This is a genomic window from Hyphomonas sediminis (assembly GCF_019679475.1).
GTDB lineage: Bacteria > Pseudomonadota > Alphaproteobacteria > Caulobacterales > Hyphomonadaceae > Hyphomonas > Hyphomonas sediminis.
The window spans coordinates 2,935,935-2,952,620 of record NZ_JAIEZP010000001.1 but is presented as its reverse complement, the minus strand read 5'-3'; the positions used below and the strand labels follow the sequence as shown (position 1 = coordinate 2,952,620).

Sequence of the window (16,686 nt, the reverse complement as noted above, 5' to 3'; positions counted from 1 at the left end):
ATGGATTTTGAAGATACACCCCAGGAAGCCGCTTTCCGCGCTGAAGTCCGCGCCTGGATCGATGCGAACGCGCCCAAGCACCTGCTGGCCGAGCTGAAGAATGCGAGCTTCGCATCCAACGGCGTTGTCAGCGAAGACCCGGTTTCTGCCGGCAAGGCGTGGCAGAAGAAAAAGGCCGAGGCCGGCTGGGCCTGCCTTCACTGGCCGAAGGAATATGGCGGCGGCGCCCGCACACCGATCGAACGCGTGATCTGGGGCCAGGAGGAAGGTCTGTATGCGGCCCTTACCGGCGCCTTCACGATTGGCCATGGCATGTGCGGCCCGACCGTGATGACCTGGGCGAAGGAAGAACAGAAGCGCGAACTGTTGCCGCCGCTTGCGAGCGGTGAGACGATCTGGTGCCAGCTGTTCTCCGAACCGGCCAGCGGGTCTGACCTTGCCGGCCTGCGTACGCGCGCCGTGAAGGCGGATGACGGCTCCGGCGACTGGATCATCAATGGCCAGAAGATCTGGACCAGCGGCGCACAGGTTTCCGATTGGGGCCTGCTCATCACCCGCACCGACCCGGATGTGCCCAAGCATAAGGGCCTGACCATGTTCTTCCTGGACATGAGAAGCCCCGGCGTGGAAGTGCGCCCGATCAAGCAGGCGAACGGCCAATCGAGCTTCAACGAAGTTTACTTCACCGACGTTCGCATTCCGGACGCGCAGCGGCTGGGCGAAGTGGGGCAGGGCTGGGAAGTCTCGCTCACCACACTGATGAACGAGCGCCTGTCCATCGGCTCGGGCATGTCCACCGGCTTTCCGGAACTTTTCCGCTTCTGCATGGAAATGGAGATAGACGGCGCGCCAGCTGTTGAAGATGCTGGTGTCCGCTCCAAGCTGGCGCAGTTTGCTGTCAAGCAAAGCGGCCTGAAATATACCGGCATGCGGGCAATCTCTGCCCTCTCCAAGGGCGAAACGCCGGGGCCGGAAAACTCCATCGGCAAGCTGGTGGCAGGCTCCGCGATGCAGGAGCTTTCCATGTTCGCGCTGGATATCCAGGGCCAGGCCGGCGTGATCTGGAATGATGACAGCCCGCAGAAGGGCCGCTTCCAGGGCATGCTGATGCGCTCGCCTGCGACCCGGATCGAGGGCGGATCGGACGAAATCCTGCGGAATATCATCGGCGAGCGCGTGCTGGGCCTGCCCGGCGACATTCGCATCGACAAGGATGTTCCGTTCAAGGACATCCCGACCAGCGGCCGCAAGAAGAAGTAACCAGACTGCCGCCGCAGGCGGGCGTCAGCGCGGCTCGAAACCAGATTCGAGCAGGCTGATCGCCAGCTTGCGTGCGCGGTCTGACGGCTTGTCCAGCAGGGCAGCCATGGTCGGCCCGAAGAGGCCGACGCCGACAGCAAGGATAACGCTGATCAGGATCGTATCTTCCAGATAGTCTTCCGGGATTTCCGGCTGGTTGATTTTCTGGCGGATGATCGTCTGCACCGCTTCTTTGACGCTGCGCAGGCGGCGGGACTCGTCTGTCAGCTCCAGCCAGGCGGCAAGGCGGGCGGCGCCTTTGTTCTCGAACGCATCAAACAGATTTTTCAGGGCAATGCCGCGCGCCTCGCGCGGGTTTTGCGGCACATCCATTTCCAGGATGCCAGTGACCAGCTCGGCGATCATCTTTTCCATCAGCGCGCTCTGCACGCCGTCGATGGTGCCGAAATGGTGGAGCACGGTCGCGTTGGCGACGCCAGCGGCCTTGGCCACATCGACCAGACGCAGGGATTGCGGGCCCTGCTGCACCAGCAGGGTCTCTGCCGCAATCAGGATATTTTCGCGCGAGGCTTCGGGCGAACGGCGGATCCGGGGCGTCTTGGATTTCTCTATCGACATTTTTGTCAGTAATTGCTATACATGGTCATCAGGCAAGAGCTTACGAGCTAACTGCCGCTCCTGTCAGCATTTTTTGCGAGTTGGCCATGAAACGCACCCCTGACGAAGTGACGATCAATCCCCGCGATATCCGGTTCAATATGGCTTCGGCCAAGACCGGCTACTGGATGGATGGCGACCCGGTGGCGACCGCCGTCATGAACACGCTGTCGCTGACCTTTCCTGATGGAGAGCGCCTCTTCATTGATGCCGTGCGGGCCTACAAGGACAAGCTGGACGGCAAGCTGGCGCAGGACGTGAAGGACTTCATCGCGCAGGAGGCAATCCATTCGCGCGAACACCATCTGCTCAACAAGGTGATCGACCGCGAGAAATACCCCGTGGAGGCGATTGAAGCAGAAATCCGTGACCGGATTGCTTTCTCTCGATCCGGCGGTCCGATGCGGATGCTGATGGCGACGATCTGCCTGGAGCATTTTACGGCCATGCTGGCGGATATGCGCGCGATCCATGCCGACATGTTCAGCAAGACCGATCCGGAAATCGAGCGGATGTGGCGCTGGCATGCGATGGAAGAGACCGAGCACAAGGCGGTCACCTATGATGTATACCTCGAAGTGACCAAGGGCTGGTCCGGCTGGAAGCGCTATTGGCGCCGCTCGCTGGCGATGGCGATCATCAGCTATAACTTCACCAAGAATATCGCCGGTTATGCTGCGCGGATGCTGGAAGCGGACGGCTATACGCCCGAAGACGCAAAGAAGGCCGTGAAGGGGTTCCTCTGGAAGAAGCCGGGCTTTTTCGCGCGTGGCTGGAAGATCTGGGTGACCTGGTTCAAGCCGGGCTTCCATCCCTGGGACCATGACAACCGGGCGCTGATGGATGAATGGCGCGCGGAGTTTGACCTGGTGGCGGCAGAGTAACCTGCAGGCTGCGCGGGTGACGCAAGGGCGAATTCGGGTATAGGCTGAAGCGCAAGTTTCAGGAGCGAACCCGTATGACCCGCATTCTCGGCATCTCCGGTAGCCTGCGCAAGGCGTCGTTCAACTCCGGCCTTTTGCGCGCGGCAGCAGGCGTGATGCCAGAGGGCGCGGAGCTGGACGCGCGCGGCATTGAGGGCGTGCCGCTGTTTGATGCCGACGTGGAAGCCGACGAGGGCGTGCCGCCTGCCGTTGCTGCCCTGAAGGACGCATTGGCTGCCTGCGACGGCCTGCTGCTGGTGAGCCCGGAATACAACAATGGCATTCCCGGCGTTTTCAAGAATGCGATCGACTGGATGAGCCGGCCGCCGGGCGGCACAGGCCTGTTCAAGGGCAAGCCTGTGGCGGTGATCGGCGCGTCGCCGGGCGGCTTTGGCACGATCCTGTCGCAGGCGCACTGGCTGCCGGTGCTGCGCACGCTGGGCACGCGGCAATGGGCCGAAGGGCGGCTCATGGTCTCGCGCGCGGGGAATATGTTCGACGCGCAGGGCAACCTGACAGATGAAGAGACCCGCAAACGGCTGAGCGAGTTCCTGGCGGGCTTTGTGGCGTTCGCGCGGGGATAGGGCGCGTTGGCGCTGCGGTCAGGCGGATTTGCGCTCGGCTTCACAATCGGTCGCGAGCAGGGCGGTTTGTTCGCCGGCGCTGCTGAGGAAAGCGAGGAGCTGGGCGTGAGTCATCGCGCGGGAATGGAAGAAGCCCTGCTGATAAGGCGCGCCCATTTCAGTGAGCACCCGCGCCTGCGCCGCATTGGACACGCCTTCGACCACGCAGTCGATGTTCAGGTTGCTGCACAGGGCAACGATTGACTGCATGATGCTGCGCGTGCCGTGGCGTGTCGTGAGGCCGCGCGTGAAGGCGCGGTCGATCTTGAGGCGGTTGATCGGCATCTTCTGGAGATAGCCGAGGGATGAATAGCCGGTTCCGAAGTCGTCGAGCGCAATACGGATTCCCATCTCAGTGAACAGGCAGAGGCAGCTCATCGCGCGCTCGAAATCCTGCATCACGGCGGTTTCGGTGATCTCGAAGACGAGGCGCGCAGGCGGGAAGCCGGAGGCAATGACGATCTGCTTGAGCTGTTCTGCCGCTTCCGGAGAGGAGATATCGACGGCGGAGAGATTGAACGACAGGTCGAACGGCTGTTTCCAGGCGTGCGCATCTTTCAGCGCTTTCTTCAGCAGGATGCGCGTCAGGCGGCAGACCGAGCCTGTCTGCTCCGCAATGCGAATGAACGTATCCGGAGGGATGATGCCGAGGGATGGTGAGGTCCAGCGGGCGAGGGCTTCGACGCCAACCGTCATGCCATCTTCGGAGCGGATGATCGGCTGGTAGACGAGGTGGAACTCCTCGTCGCGCGCTTCCAGCAACCCATGCTCGATGGAGGACTGGTAGCGGATTTCCCGTTCGTGGCAGTCCGTGAACAGAATGGGGCGGCCGCGATTGTTCTGTTTGGAGTGGTAGAGGGCGTAGTCGGCGCGCTCGAACAGGATTTCGGGCGTGTCGCCGGCCTGCGGGTATGCGGCAAAACCGATGGAGGCGCCAATGCGCGCGATGCCCTCCTTTACCTCGAACGGCTCTGCAAGGGCTTTGCAGATTTCTTCACCGAGTTTGAGGATATCGTCCTCATGCTGCAGGTTTGGAATGATAATGCCAAACTCGTCACCGCCGAGGCGGCCGACAAGGGCGTCGTCTCCGGAAATCCTGGAGATTCGGATGCCGCTCTGAAGGAGCAGCTGGTCGCCGGCAGCGTGTCCGAAAATGTCGTTCACAGGCTTGAAGCCGTCCAGGTCTATGACGGCGACGACGAAAGGTGTGGATTGAGCGCGCGATGCGGCCACGAACTGATCCAGCCTGCGGAAGAAGCCGCGACGGTTTTTCAGGCCGGTGAGCTGGTCGCGGTGCGCGAGTTCTTCGGCTTCTTCGGACTTCTCGCGGAGTTCTTCAACGAGTGCCTTGGCATCCTGGAGCAGGCCCTGGCGCAGGTGGGCGGCGACCAGGAAGTCGAGCGAGCTGTCAGCCGGGGAGAAGTCCGACATATGCAGGAGGAAGGAGTCTTCCTGTCCGTTGACATCGGGAACATGGCCGACCAGCAGCCAGATGCCGCTTGCGTCGCGAAGTACGATGCCGCGCAGGCGGAATTCTGTTGTGCCAACGCGGGCAAGTAGCGTGACTTCGCGCTGGTCTGTCAGGCCGTCTGCGGATTGAATTTTGCGGGGTGTTTCGACGCTGAACGTCTGAAAGAAATCGCTGCCGACAAGGTTTTGATCCAGATGCTGCGTCAGTGAGGGGCCGAGGCTGGTAATCATGCCGCTGGCAGACAGACGCACAAAAGCAGGGAACAGACGCTCCAGATGTGCGTCGCTGATTAGAATACTCACTATGCGGCTCCTGGCAGGGCGGAGCTTGCGGTCTCGCAGTTCAGCGAAAACACATCGCCCTCGTGGGTCAGCGAATGGCTGACATGGCCGGTTTCACCGAAATGCGTCATCAGGCCCTTGAGCAGCCCTTCGACGAAAGGTGTAAGGCCTTCGCGGTCTGAGGTATAAAGCATGTCGATCCGGTTGCCTTCCTGCCGCAGCATCTCGAAAGAGGGCATGCGGGAGGCCGGCATGGTGGAGTGGATGCTGGCGTGCATGCGGTTCAGGTTGGACAGGAAGGTGTCCAGACGGTTGCCGCCGATGCGGAACATCGTTCCATAGGGAGATTGGGCGGCATAGCGGATCCAGTATTCGCCGAAGAGGCGCAGCAGGTTTTCTGGTTCGATGCCGGACACTTTTGCGATGGCGCCGATCAGGGCGAAAGTGACTTCATCGGAGTAGTTCTGGCCACTGATGAACAGCTCGCCATTGAGCTGGGCTTCGGCGAGAATGGATTGCCAGGCGTCGTCGCCGAGGGTTTCGACCACCATGCTGCGCGCAGCTGTGTGAACCATTCCGTACATTCGCGTAAGCCCCGGCCGTTTTCCACCTGAAGGGACACGATATACGAGAAAGGCAAATGGCGGCTTCCGATGGCGCGTTAATTTCGCGGCCCGGAATTAACTTCGTTTATACTGGTCCGACGCGGCAGTTACAGGATTGGCGTTCGGCAACTACCCAAAAGGGAACGCGCTTCCCGTTTTTGGAGGGCGCTCGTTAGTAGAAACGTGATAGTTGCGGAGATCAGCCTTTTGCGATTTCCAGAACGACCTTGCCCATTCCCCTGCCGGAGAGTGCGGCGACCATCGCCTCGCCAAATTGCTCGAACGGATAGACAGTACCGACGGGTGGCTTGATCTTTCCCTCTGCCGCCCAGGCGGAAAGCTGGTGCAGGTCGGCAATCGCGTTCTTGATTTCAAACTGCATGTATTGGCGCACGTCGACTCCCATCAGGGCTGCGCCCTTCATCAGCGTGAGATTTGACGGCAGTGACGGGATTGGCCCGCCAACGAAACCGACCACCAGATGGCGCCCGCGCCATGCGATCGAGCGGAAGGCAGGTTCAAACAGGGGGCCGCAGACCGGATCGAAGATGACATTGGGGCCTTTGCCGCCATTGATTTCCTTCAGGCGGTCGCGCCAGCCTTCGGGGGCCGTGTCGATGGCGAGGTCTGCGCCATGGGCAAGAGCGAAAGCGCGTTTTTCTTCCGAGGACGCGGCCGCGATGACCTTTGCGCCCAGCGCTTTCGACACCTGCACGGCCGCCGAGCCGACCCCGCCAGCTGCGCCGAAGATGAGGACCGTTTCACCAGCCACCACTTCGCCCCGGCCTTTCAGGCCGTGGATGGCGGTGAGGTAGTTCAGTGGCAGGCTGGCCGCCTCAGTGAAGCTCAGGGCTGCGGGAAGCGGGATGACCATGGCTGCGGCGGCGACCACATATTCGGCAAAGCCTTTCTGCGTCATGGTCATTATGCGGTCGCCCGGCGCGACGTGGGTAACGCCTTCACCGACCGTTTCAACGACGCCGGCGACTTCCTGGCCCGGCGTGTGGGGCACGGGCGGCTTCACCTGATAGCGGCCGAGCGCGACGAGGGAATCCACATAGCCGATGCCGCAGGCCATCACGCGGATAAGCACCTGGCCGGGACCGGCTTCGGGCTTGGCAACCTCTTTCAGGCCATAGCTTTCCAGAGAGTCCAGATTTTCGGCGACAGCAGCTTTCATATCCTGGTTCTCCGATGGCAGCGTGGTTTGCCGCGAGAAAGCATGGCTTCGCTCGCATTGGCCAGCCCCGACGGAGGGGAAACCTGCCGCGTCAGGCAGGGCGTGTCGGATCGCCGGATGTGGGCGAGGTGAGGTCCGGATTGTAGGTGACGCTGGTGACTTGCCGTTCCAGCATGCGGCGGACCACCGGCGGCCAACTGCCCTGATGAAGCGATTTCACTATGTTGATGCTGACATCATCGGCATGCGTCCGTCGCTCATTGTGGAGCACGTAATCGAGCCAGCGGGCGAAGCTGTATTGCTCCTTCCAAACTTCGGGATCGGTGAGATCGCGGATGAGCGACCAGGCACGCGCGCCATCGCGCAGGTGGATGCGGCGGCGCTCGTTCATCGCCGAGAGGAAGCGCGGGATGTCTGCCTCAAGGATGCGGTATTCGATGGACACATGCACGGGGCCGCTGCGTGGCTCTACGGGCACCTTTATGTCCGGCTGCTGCCAGCGGCCTTTCAGGTCGAGGTTCAGATCCTCAACGATGGGCAGGCGCAGATAGATGCCCGCAACGACGCTGAGCGATTGCGCCGCCGCCATGATCAGCAGCGCATCGGTCACGCCATAATGTTCCGCCAGCCGGCCTGTGATCCAGCTTCCCACCGCCATCGCGCCGAACAGGGCCATCTGGTAAAGCGACAGCGCCCGCCCGACGACCCAGCGCGGCGCAGACATCTGCACCGTGATGTTCATGGTCGCCATCGACAGCAGCCAACCCGAGCCGCAGATGACCAGCCCGAGGAATGTCAGCGGCAGCCAGCGGCTGAAGGCGACGATGAGTACGCCGGCGATGATCGCAGAGATTGTCATCCGCAGCACCATCTCGGCAGAGAAGCGGCGGCGCAGGCGCGCATTGGATAGGGCGCCGATGACGGCGCCTATGCCGAACGCGCCTGACAGCATGCCGAAGGTGATCGCGCTGCCGCCGAGCAACTCGCGCGCGACGAGCGGCAGCAGCGAGAGCACGGCGGAGGCGGCGATGCCAAAAAGGGCCGCGCGCGCCATGACCTTCCGGATGGGCGGGGACATCGACACATAGCGCACACCGGCGGCCATTGCGGTGCGCAGGTCTTCTTTCAGCGTGGGTTTCAGGGGCTTCTCGGGTTTCCACGCCAGAAGCACGTAGATGATGCCGAGATAGCTGAACACGTTGACCGCGAAGGCTGCGGCGGCGCCTGCGGCGGCAACGATGGCGCCGCCAAGGGCCGGCCCGGCTGTGCGCGCGATATTGAAGCCCAGGCTGTTCATGGCGACGGCGGCCGCAATCGTGTTGCGGGGCACGATGTCGCCCACGGTTGCCTGCCAGGAGGGCGCGTTGAGCGCCGTGCCGCAGCCGATGAGGAAGGTGAAGACCAGCAGCATCCAAGGGTTCAGCCAACCCATGAAGGCCGAGAGGCAGAGCAGCGCGGAAACGGCGAACATATAGACCTGCGCCATGAGCATCACCGTGCGGCGCGGGAAATTATCCGCCACCGCGCCGGAGATCAGCGACAGGATCATGATCGGCAGCGTGACCGAGGCCTGCACCAGCGCGATCTGCGTTTCGCTGCCGCCGAGCTGGACCATCAGCCACGCGGCCCCGACGCTCTGGATCAGGCCGCCGAACTGCGAAGCGATATTGGCGACCCAGATGCGCTTGTAGAGCGGGATGGAGAAGGGGCTGGGGGCCGGCGTATCGGACATTGCATCGGGTTCTGTGACTGAGCCCGATGGTGGGTGGGATCGCGCCCGAGCGCAAGGGGCGGGGGTCAGTGCGTGCCGTAGAAGCCGCAAAGCGTGTCGATGATCTCCTGCGCGATGCCGGGGCGGCAGCGATAGTAGATGGTCTGGGCGTCCCGCCGGCTCTCCACGAGGCCGGCGGCGCGCAGTTTGGCAAGATGCTGGGAGACAGCCGACTGGCTCTGGCTGGTGAGCTCGGCAAGCTGGTTGACCGGCAGCTCGCCGCTGCTGAGAGCGCACATGATCTTGAGGCGCGTCTCGCTCGCCATCGCCTTCATCACATCGGCCGCCTCCTGGACGCGGCCGGTGACGAGGGTGAGGGCTTCTTCCCGCTTAGGCTTCCTGAGGGGCATCGGGCTTGCCTCCTGTGTCTTGCTCTGCGGCAGGTTGGGCCGGGCGCCAGTCCGGGCCGCGCAGCGCAACGTAGATCGCCGGGATGACCAGAACGGTCAGCGCGGTGGACGAGGCGAGCCCGAACAGCAGCGAGATGGCGAGGCCCTGGAAGATCGGGTCCGACAAGATTACGGCGGCGCCGATCATGGCGGCCGCAGCCGTCAGCACAATCGGCTTGAACCGGATGGCGCCCGCTTCCAGCAGGACTTCCTTCAGAGGCTTCTCGCCATCGGTCGTATGTCGGATGAAGTCCACCAGCAGGATCGAGTTGCGGACGATGATGCCCGCCAGCGCAATGAAGCCGATCATCGAGGTGGCCGTGAACGCCGCGCCGAACAGCCAGTGGCCGATCATGATGCCGATCAGCGTAAGCGGAACCGGTGTCAGGATGATCAACGGCACACGGAAGGTTCCGAACTGGCCGACCACAAGGATGTAGATGCCGAGCAGGGCAACGCCGAAGGCCATGCCCATGTCGCGGAAGGTGACATAGGTCACTTCCCACTCGCCATCCCAGAGGACCGTCGTGCCGGTTTCATCGGCTGGCTGGCCATAGAGGCTGACCTTGGGCATTTCGAGACCGGCGGACGCCCAGTCGAACGCCTTGATGCGATCCTGGATTTCGAACATGCCATAGATCGGCGCTTCATATTGTCCGGCGAGTTCACCCATCACCATGTCCGCGAAGTGGCCATCGCGGCGGAAGATGGTGGGCGAGCCTGCCTCTTCCCGCACCTCAACCAGTTCGCCCAGCTCGATAGGGACGGCATCGGTGCCGGCAAGCTGGCGAGGTACGGGAATGGCGGACATCTCCTGGGTCCAGCTCCGTTCGGAACGGGGGAGATAGACGCGAATGTTAAGCGGGTCGCGGCCCTCGCCGCGCGGGCTGACGCCAACCGTCTGCCCACTGAAAGCCATGCCGATGGCGTCCAGAATGTCTTTCTGCAGGACGCCGGCATCTGCAGCGGCGGGTTCGTCTATGCCGAAGGTGAGGCGCGGGGCGCGGTCGCCGATGGAATTGTCCACATCGACGATAAAGTCGGTCTCGTTGAAGAACTGTTCGATGACGGCGGCAGTCTCCCGGCGTGCTTCCGGTGTCGGGCCGTAAATCTCTGCCATCAGGGTAGAGATCACCGGCGGGCCGGGGGGCACTTCGACAACCTTCACACGCGCGCCTTCCGGAAGCGGGACAGCGAGCAGGCGTTCACGCAGGTCAAGCGCGATATCGTGGCTGGCACGCTTGCGGTGCTCCTTGGCCGAGAGGTTTACCTGGAGGTCGCCGAGTTCCGGGCTTGAGCGAAGGAAGTAGTGCCGGACGAGGCCGTTGAAATTGAACGGCGCCGCTGTGCCGGCATAGGCCTGGATGGTGGTCACTTCCTCGACCGGGCCAATGGCGTCGGCGAGGGCAAAGAGCGCACGCTCGGTATCTTCGAGGGCGGCACCTTCGGGCAGGTCCACGATGACCTGGATTTCCGACTTGTTGTCGAAGGGCAGCAGCTTCACCGGCACAGCCTTGGTTGCAAACAGGGTCAGCGAGGCCAGCGTGGCGATTCCCACGGCGATGAGGAATATCCAGGCATTCCTCTTCGAGGAGATGACCGGTTCGGCGACGCGGCGGTAGAACCCGCTGAGGCGCGTCTCGCCATGTTCGCCGCTGGCATGGGCGCCGTGCAGCGGGGCCTTGCCCGCAATCTTCATCATCAGCCAGGGCGCAATGCCCACGGCGACAAAGAAGGAGAACAGCATGGCAGCCGAGGCGTTCGCCGGGATTGGCGCCATATAAGGCCCCATCAGTCCGGATACGAACATCATTGGCAGGAGCGCGGCGATCACGGTGAGCGTGGCGATGATCGTCGGGTTGCCGACTTCGGAGACGGCCGCAATGGCCGCTTCGATACGCGTGCGTCCATCCTTCATGGCCCAGTGGCGGGCGATATTCTCGATGATCACGATGGCATCATCCACCAGGATGCCGATGGAGAAGATCAGCGCGAACAGGCTGACGCGGTTGATGGTGTAACCCATCATCAGCGAGGCAAAGAGGGTCAGCAGGATCGTCGTCGGGATGACGACAACCGTGACCAGCGCTTCGCGCCAGCCGATGCTGAAAGCGATCAACACGACGATGGAGACGGTTGCGAGGCCCAGATGGAACAGCAGTTCGTTGGCCTTATGGTTCGCCGTCTCGCCATAGTCGCGGGTCACTTCGACATGGATGCCTTCCGGAATGAGGTTTCCTTCCAGCGCTTCGACGCGGTGGAGGATCGCTTCGGAGACGACCACAGCGTTGGCGCCAGGGCGTTTGGCGAGGGAGACGGTGACTGCCGGCGCGGCGCTGAAGGTGCCGTCTTCGCCATGTGCCATGGTCCAGACGCGCGCGTCGGTTTCCTTGCCGGCAACTTTCACATTCGCGATGTCGCTGAGATAGACCACGCGGCCACCGGCCCCGCGCACCTGAAGGCGCTCCAGTTCGCTGACGGCATTGATCCGGTCGCCTGCCTGCACGATGACGGCGCCGCCGTCTTCATAGGCAAGGCCTGCCGGGTTTGCCGCCGCCGCGTTCTGGACGCTCTGCACCAGCGTTTGCAGGGAGACGCCCTGCGCCGCCATGGCGCGGATGTCCGGTTCGACACGCAGCTCCAGCGGGCGTCCGCCGATCACTTCAGTGATGCCGACATCCTTCACTTTCGTCAGCTCGTTGCGCAGCTCGTCTGCCAGCATGCGCAAGGCGGTGTCGTTCCACACATTGCCCGTGGCTGCATCCGGTGAGAGCGTCAGCGTGACGATTGGCACGTCATTGATGCCCCGGCCAACGACCAGCGGCATCGGAACATCGTAGGGAATGGAATCGAGATTGGCGCGGATCTTTTCGTGCACGCGCAGGATGGCGTCATCCGCGTCGGTGCCGACATTGAAGCGCGCCGTCACCATCGCCCCGTCATCGCGCGTCTGGGAATAGACGTGTTCGACATCCGGGATCGCCAGGATGATGCTTTCCAGCGGCTTGGTGACCTGCTCAACGGCGTCTGGCGCGCGCAGGCCGGGCGCCGAGACGAGAATGTCGACCATCGGCACGGAGATCTGCGGCTCTTCCTCCCTTGGGATGGTGAGCAGCGCGATCAGGCCGACTGCCAGCGCGGTGAGCAGGAAGAGGGGCGTCAGCGGCGACCGGATGGTCGACCGTGTAATGGAGCCCGAAAGATCCGGTTTCATCTGGTGTTATTCCGGTTTCTGGATTTTATCGCCGGGCTTCAGGCCCGAAAGGATTTCATACTTGCCCTGATCATCGACAACGGGCGCGGCCAGCGCGACAGGGGCGTCTACAAACCTGTCTCCCACCGCAACGCGGACGAAGTCCACGCCGAAACGGGTCGAGACATATTCCTTGGGAATGCGGATGGCCCGGCGCTCGCCCACGGGCGCGAGCACGTCTACCCGTTCGCCAAACAATGCCGTCAGGCCGCCTTGCACGGTCGCGTCCGCAATCACCGCCCCCTGGCGAAGTTCCGGATAGATCTTCACGATGGTTGCTATGCGAATATCATCCGAGCGAGAGGGGAGGCGGAGGGAAACCGTTTCGCCTTCGGCAATCGTTGCGGCGTGGCGCTCCGGCAGGGCGAGGCGGACGATACCGTCCACTGTGGCAAAGCTCCCCAGCACTTCGCCGGGCGAGACAACCGAGCCCTGCACGACGTTCACATCCGTCACATGCGCATCGGCAGGCGCAAGGATGCGGCCTTCCGCTTCGCGGGCGGCAATCGCCCGGCGCTCGGCCTCGGCGGAGGAAAGCGTGCGGCGGAGCACGTCAAGCGCGGTGCGCTCCTCGTCCAGCCGGGCTTTGGGATAGAAGCCGCGCGCAAGCAGGCCTTCATTCCGGGTAAGGTCTTCTTCCGATTGGCGGATCTGGGACTTCAGCCCTTCGATGCGTGAGCTGAGTGAAGAAAGCTGCGGCGCAATCGTGTCGTCGGTCACGACGGCAACAACTGTTCCGGCTTTCACGACCTGTCCTTCGACCATGTTCAGCCGGGTAACAACGCCTTGCAGGCGCGATCGGGCAGTCGCTGTGTCGCCCGCTTCAATACGGGCGATCACAGGGCGGTAGTCCACGACAATCGAATCCTCGACCGTAAGTGTCTGCGCAAAGGCGCCGCCCGAGAGGGCGGCGGCAATAGCTGAAGCGAAAAGTGCGCGCATGTTAGTAACGGCCATGATCCTCTACCTGTCCGGTCGCCGGGTTGATGGAAACGCAGGGTAGCCCCGCGGCGCGCCACGCGGCAATGCCGCCGGCAAGGTGGGCAGCTTCTGCGCCGGTCTCCGCCATGAACTTGTCCAGCGCCATGCGCGAGCGTTTGCCCGAGCCGCATTGGAAGACGATCTGCCGGCCGGGATTTGCGGGAATGGCGCGCGGCTCGAATGTGGAGAGGGGATGGAGCAGGGCGCCATGGATGCGCTGGTTTGCAAATTCTGTCGGTTCGCGCACATCCACAAGCAGGACATCGCCGCGCTTCAGCGCTTCGAAGACAGTTTTGGAATCAAGGTCTCTGGGGTCGCTCATTCTAATGCTCCTGCGGTCCTCTGTTCGTGTGTCGCATCGGGCCGTTTCAAATCACGCTTGATTGCTAGCACGAAATGCGTATTTTATAAAACAATAAAATAATGCGGTTCGGAAAATCAAGAAGGAAGGGTGGAAAGATGGCAAAGATTGTTGTGCTTGGCGCCGGCCTTGGCGGCGTCATTGCGGCTTACGAAATTCGCAAGGCTGTGAGGCGTGAAGATCAGGTGGCGGTCATTAATGAACATGACTTCTATCAGTTCGTCCCCTCCAATCCCTGGGCGCTCGTTGGCTGGCGGGATCGGAAGGACATTGTGGTCGATATTTCAGGCCCGATGAAAAAGAAAAACATCAACCTGATTGTAGGAAAGGCCGAGCGCGTCGAGCCGGAGGCCAAGCGTGTTCGCATGGGCGATGGCAGCTTTGTCGATTACGACTATCTGGTGATTGCGACCGGACCGGAACTGGCCTTTGACGAGATCGAAGGCCTTGGGCCTGATGGTCACACACAGTCCGTATGCCACATAGATCACGCCCTGCGCGCGAACACGGCCTTCGAGGAGTTCTGCAAGGCGCCCGGCCCTGTGATTGTTGGCGCCGTGCAAGGCGCTTCTTGTTATGGTCCGGCCTATGAAACTCTGATGATCATCGAGACCGAACTGCGCCGACGGAAGATCCGCGACAAGGTTCCGATGACTTTCGTGACCTCCGAACCCTATATCGGCCATCTGGGGCTCGATGGGGTGGGCGATACGAAATCCCTGCTCGAAAGCGAAATGCGCGAGCGGCACATCAAATGGATCACCAACGCCCGCGTTTTGAAGGCTGAGCCCGGCAAGATGACCGTTGAGGAAGTCAACGAGGATGGCAGCGTGAAGCAGGTTCACGAACTGCCAATGAAGTTCTCGATGATGCTGCCGGCATTCCGGGGCGTGAAGGCCGTCTATGGCATCGACGGGCTGACGAACCCTCGTGGTTTCATCCTGACGGACAAGCATCAGCGCAATCCGAAATATCCCGAGATATTCGGCATCGGCGTGTGCATTGCCATTCCGCCGGTCGGCAAGACGCCGGTTCCGGTGGGTGTCCCCAAGACGGGCTTCATGATCGAATCCATGGTCACAGCGACCGCGGAAAACATCGCCGAAATCCTCGCTGGCAAAGAGCCGACCCATGAGGCGACCTGGAACGCCATCTGCCTGGCAGACTTTGGCGACAAGGGCGTCGCCTTCATTGCGCAGCCGCAAATTCCACCGCGTAATGTGAACTGGTCGGGCTCTGGCGGCTGGGTGCACACTGCAAAAGTCGGATTCGAGAAATACTTTATAGGGAAGGTGAAAGCCGGGAAGGCGGAGACATTCTACGAGAATGCTGCGCTGGCGCTCATCAAGACCCAGAAGCTGAAAGGCTGAGCTGCCTTCAAGGAGAGGCATACATGGCTGAAGATAGAATGATCGTTTGTCTGGCGTGCGAAGCGGTCAATCGCGTGCCCGGCGAGAAATCCCTCACGGCGGCGAAGTGCGGACGCTGCTCCGCGCCGCTGGCAACGCCGCATCCGGCGGAGATCACAAACGACCAGATGCGCCTTCTGGAAAAGAAGGACACCGGCGCTTTCGTGGTGGATCTCTGGGCGCCCTGGTGTGGTCCGTGCCGGATGATGGCGCCGCATTATGAGGCGGCAGCCAGCCACCTTCAGGGCGAAGTCCGCTTCTACAAGATCAATACTGACCAACACCCGGATGCCGCCATCCGGCTGAATATCCGTGGCGTACCAACCCTTGTTGCCTGGAAGGGCGGGCGCGAGCTTGCCAAGCAGGCAGGTGCGCCGGGCGGCGGTGCGCTGGAACGCTGGGTGCGTGGTCTGTTCGGGCTCGCGCCATCTGCCAACTGATCTCTCAACGGAGTAACGAAAATGAATCTTGATCGTGCTGTTCTCGCCTTTGCCGGCATCATGGTGCTGGCGAGCGTTGCGCTGGGCTATTACGTGTCGCCCTACTGGTTCCTGCTGACGGCTTTTGCCGGCCTGAACATGCTGCAGGCATCCATCACCGGCTTCTGTCCGGCGGCGCTGATCTTCAAAGCGCTGGGTGTCAAGCAAGGCTGCGCCTTCAAGTAGGGGAAGCGGCTGCCGGCGTTCAGCCGTTAAGTCCGGCATAGTGCAGGGCGATCATTCGGGAAACATCGGTGAGGATCTGGCGCGTGTCGCGGTCAGGTTCCTCCAGCACCATTTCCATGGCGCTGTAGGCGAGTTCCGTTGTCAGGCGCGCGCTGGCAATCAGGCGCTCGCGCGAAGCCTTGTGGCCGTTCTGGATCATGCCGTCGGCAATCCGCTCGGCCACCATGTCGCTTGAAGCAAGGCGCACTTCGCGCAGCAGTGGGATAGCGCGCAAGGCGCGCAGTACAAAGATGTTCCCGGGAAACTGGCGCGTAATATCGTTCACGCGTTCCTGAAGCCGTATATTGCTCTCGATTGCGTCCTCAATCGTGCGCGTGTTCATCCCGCCTTCGCCGATCCAGTCGAGCACAGCCTGATCCTGCAGCGCCATCAGGCGGTCGCCAAGTTCTCGCAGGATGGCATACTTGTTCGGGAAGTAACGATAAAGGGCAGGCGGCGACAGGCCCGCGCGTCGGCAGACGAGATTCGTGGACAGGCGCTCAAGGCCGACTTCGTCCAGCAGATGGCCTGCCGTTTCGAGAATCAGCTCGAACGTATCCTGCGCCCGTGCCTGCTGTGGCTGCTGCTTTGTGGTCGTAACGACCTGGGGCGGGGGCTCAGCGGCTTTCCTGGCAGACGGCTTTTTCGCACTGCTCATTTCTTCTGCGTTCCCCAGACTTCTGCTGCTCACAATGCGTCCACTGAAACCAAATTACATAAAACGATAATTAAAGCTATTATAAAGCTGCTGGTGATCGCTATCCAATCTCCGTCGAATAGGGATGGGGAAAAGGGGCCCGAGATGAGGGCCCTCTTGA

General features: G+C 61.9%; 16 protein-coding genes. 6 read left to right on the top strand and 10 right to left on the bottom strand.

Translation table 11 applies throughout. From position 1 onward, the window contains the following. Positions 1–1,260 (top strand): acyl-CoA dehydrogenase, encoded by a 1,260-nt coding sequence (locus tag K1X12_RS14395; RefSeq protein WP_220988256.1) that lies wholly within the window; start codon positions 1–3, stop codon positions 1,258–1,260. A gap of 24 nt (positions 1,261–1,284) precedes the next feature. Here the strand turns inward: K1X12_RS14395 and K1X12_RS14390 are convergent, their stop codons facing one another. Continuing rightward, positions 1,285–1,878 carry a TetR/AcrR family transcriptional regulator gene (locus tag K1X12_RS14390; protein WP_220988255.1) on the bottom strand — a complete coding sequence of 198 codons (594 nt, stop codon included), beginning with the start codon at positions 1,876–1,878 and terminating at the stop codon, positions 1,285–1,287. A gap of 86 nt (positions 1,879–1,964) precedes the next feature. On the opposite strand from K1X12_RS14390, the gene K1X12_RS14385 reads away from it, so the two are divergent. Then, entirely contained in the window at positions 1,965–2,801 is an 837-nt protein-coding gene (locus K1X12_RS14385) for a metal-dependent hydrolase (protein ID WP_220988254.1), read from the top strand. Positions 2,802–2,875: 74 nt separating this feature from the next. Beyond that, positions 2,876–3,424 (top strand): NADPH-dependent FMN reductase, encoded by a 549-nt coding sequence (locus K1X12_RS14380; RefSeq protein ID WP_220988253.1) that lies wholly within the window; start codon positions 2,876–2,878, stop codon positions 3,422–3,424. Positions 3,425–3,442: 18 nt separating this feature from the next. On the opposite strand, the gene K1X12_RS14375 is transcribed toward K1X12_RS14380, so the two are convergent. The 8 genes from K1X12_RS14375 to K1X12_RS14340 form a co-directional block, all read right to left on the bottom strand. After that, positions 3,443–5,236 carry a putative bifunctional diguanylate cyclase/phosphodiesterase gene (locus K1X12_RS14375; RefSeq protein WP_220988252.1) on the bottom strand — a complete coding sequence of 598 codons (1,794 nt, stop codon included), beginning with the start codon at positions 5,234–5,236 and terminating at the stop codon, positions 3,443–3,445. After that, complete coding sequence (locus K1X12_RS14370) at positions 5,236–5,790, bottom strand: heme NO-binding domain-containing protein (protein ID WP_220988251.1); 555 nt, start codon at positions 5,788–5,790, stop codon at positions 5,236–5,238. The genes K1X12_RS14375 and K1X12_RS14370 overlap by 1 nt, the downstream gene beginning before the upstream one ends. A 229-nt stretch (positions 5,791–6,019) precedes the next feature. Beyond that, positions 6,020–7,000 (bottom strand): NADPH:quinone oxidoreductase family protein, encoded by a 981-nt coding sequence (locus K1X12_RS14365; protein ID WP_220988250.1) that lies wholly within the window; start codon positions 6,998–7,000, stop codon positions 6,020–6,022. 91 nt (positions 7,001–7,091) lie between these two features. After that, the gene (locus tag K1X12_RS14360; RefSeq protein WP_220988249.1) at positions 7,092–8,732 is read right to left on the bottom strand and encodes an MFS transporter; all 1,641 of its coding nucleotides are present in this window, start codon (positions 8,730–8,732) and stop codon (positions 7,092–7,094) included. A 65-nt stretch (positions 8,733–8,797) separates the two neighbouring features. Then, the gene (locus tag K1X12_RS14355) at positions 8,798–9,121 is read right to left on the bottom strand and encodes an ArsR/SmtB family transcription factor (protein ID WP_220988248.1); all 324 of its coding nucleotides are present in this window, start codon (positions 9,119–9,121) and stop codon (positions 8,798–8,800) included. Then, positions 9,102–12,374, bottom strand: a complete 3,273-nt coding sequence (locus tag K1X12_RS14350) for an efflux RND transporter permease subunit (protein WP_220988247.1) — start codon at positions 12,372–12,374, stop codon at positions 9,102–9,104. The genes K1X12_RS14355 and K1X12_RS14350 overlap by 20 nt, the downstream gene beginning before the upstream one ends. A gap of 6 nt (positions 12,375–12,380) precedes the next feature. Then, on the bottom strand, positions 12,381–13,370 hold the full coding sequence (locus tag K1X12_RS14345; RefSeq protein WP_220988246.1) for an efflux RND transporter periplasmic adaptor subunit: 990 nt from the start codon (positions 13,368–13,370) through the stop codon (positions 12,381–12,383). Next, complete coding sequence (locus K1X12_RS14340; RefSeq protein WP_220988245.1) at positions 13,357–13,716, bottom strand: rhodanese-like domain-containing protein; 360 nt, start codon at positions 13,714–13,716, stop codon at positions 13,357–13,359. The genes K1X12_RS14345 and K1X12_RS14340 overlap by 14 nt, the downstream gene beginning before the upstream one ends. Positions 13,717–13,853: 137 nt before the next feature. Here K1X12_RS14340 and K1X12_RS14335 point away from each other — a divergent pair, with 137 nt between their 5' ends. The 3 genes from K1X12_RS14335 to K1X12_RS14325 are packed head-to-tail and all read left to right on the top strand — an operon-like array spanning position 13,854 to position 15,829. After that, positions 13,854–15,125: an NAD(P)/FAD-dependent oxidoreductase gene (locus K1X12_RS14335; protein ID WP_220988244.1), complete on the top strand. Its 1,272-nt coding sequence runs from the start codon at positions 13,854–13,856 to the stop codon at positions 15,123–15,125. 23 nt (positions 15,126–15,148) lie between these two features. Further along, a complete protein-coding gene (locus tag K1X12_RS14330; protein WP_220988243.1) occupies positions 15,149–15,604 on the top strand; it encodes a thioredoxin family protein in 456 nt (151 codons plus the stop codon). Positions 15,605–15,625: 21 nt separating this feature from the next. Further along, positions 15,626–15,829: a YgaP family membrane protein gene (locus K1X12_RS14325; RefSeq protein WP_220988242.1), complete on the top strand. Its 204-nt coding sequence runs from the start codon at positions 15,626–15,628 to the stop codon at positions 15,827–15,829. Between the two features lie 19 nt (positions 15,830–15,848). Here the strand turns inward: K1X12_RS14325 and K1X12_RS14320 are convergent, their stop codons facing one another. Continuing rightward, complete coding sequence (locus tag K1X12_RS14320) at positions 15,849–16,526, bottom strand: TetR/AcrR family transcriptional regulator (RefSeq protein WP_220988241.1); 678 nt, start codon at positions 16,524–16,526, stop codon at positions 15,849–15,851. Positions 16,527–16,686 lie beyond the last annotated feature (160 nt).